At 43.5% G+C, this 209-nt stretch carries 1 protein-coding gene; it reads right to left on the bottom strand.

The genetic code is table 11. The features are described 5' to 3' along the window. A partial coding sequence (locus tag PPOP_RS24335; protein ID WP_042228783.1) for a hypothetical protein occupies positions 1 to 209 on the bottom strand: 209 nt, incomplete at both ends.

The raw sequence follows: 209 nt of genomic DNA, 5'->3' as shown, positions 1-209 counted from the left end.
CCAAACAAGGCTGGTGTCTTAGTTGTGTCTAAACCAGTTACTGCTTTTTTATTAAATCTAGCTTCCTTTGTGCCCGTAAGTGCTTGGTTCCCAGAGTCGTTAACACCCGTTGCTGTTACTTTGTACTTGCCTCCAGGTTGAAGTCCCTTAAACGTCAATACAACCGTATGCGCAGTATCATTATATTTTGCCTCTGTAACGGTAAGGCC

The organism is Paenibacillus popilliae ATCC 14706, from assembly GCF_000315235.1.
Taxonomy (GTDB): domain Bacteria; phylum Bacillota; class Bacilli; order Paenibacillales; family Paenibacillaceae; genus Paenibacillus_B; species Paenibacillus_B popilliae.
This window is presented reverse-complemented; position numbering and strand designations above follow the sequence as displayed.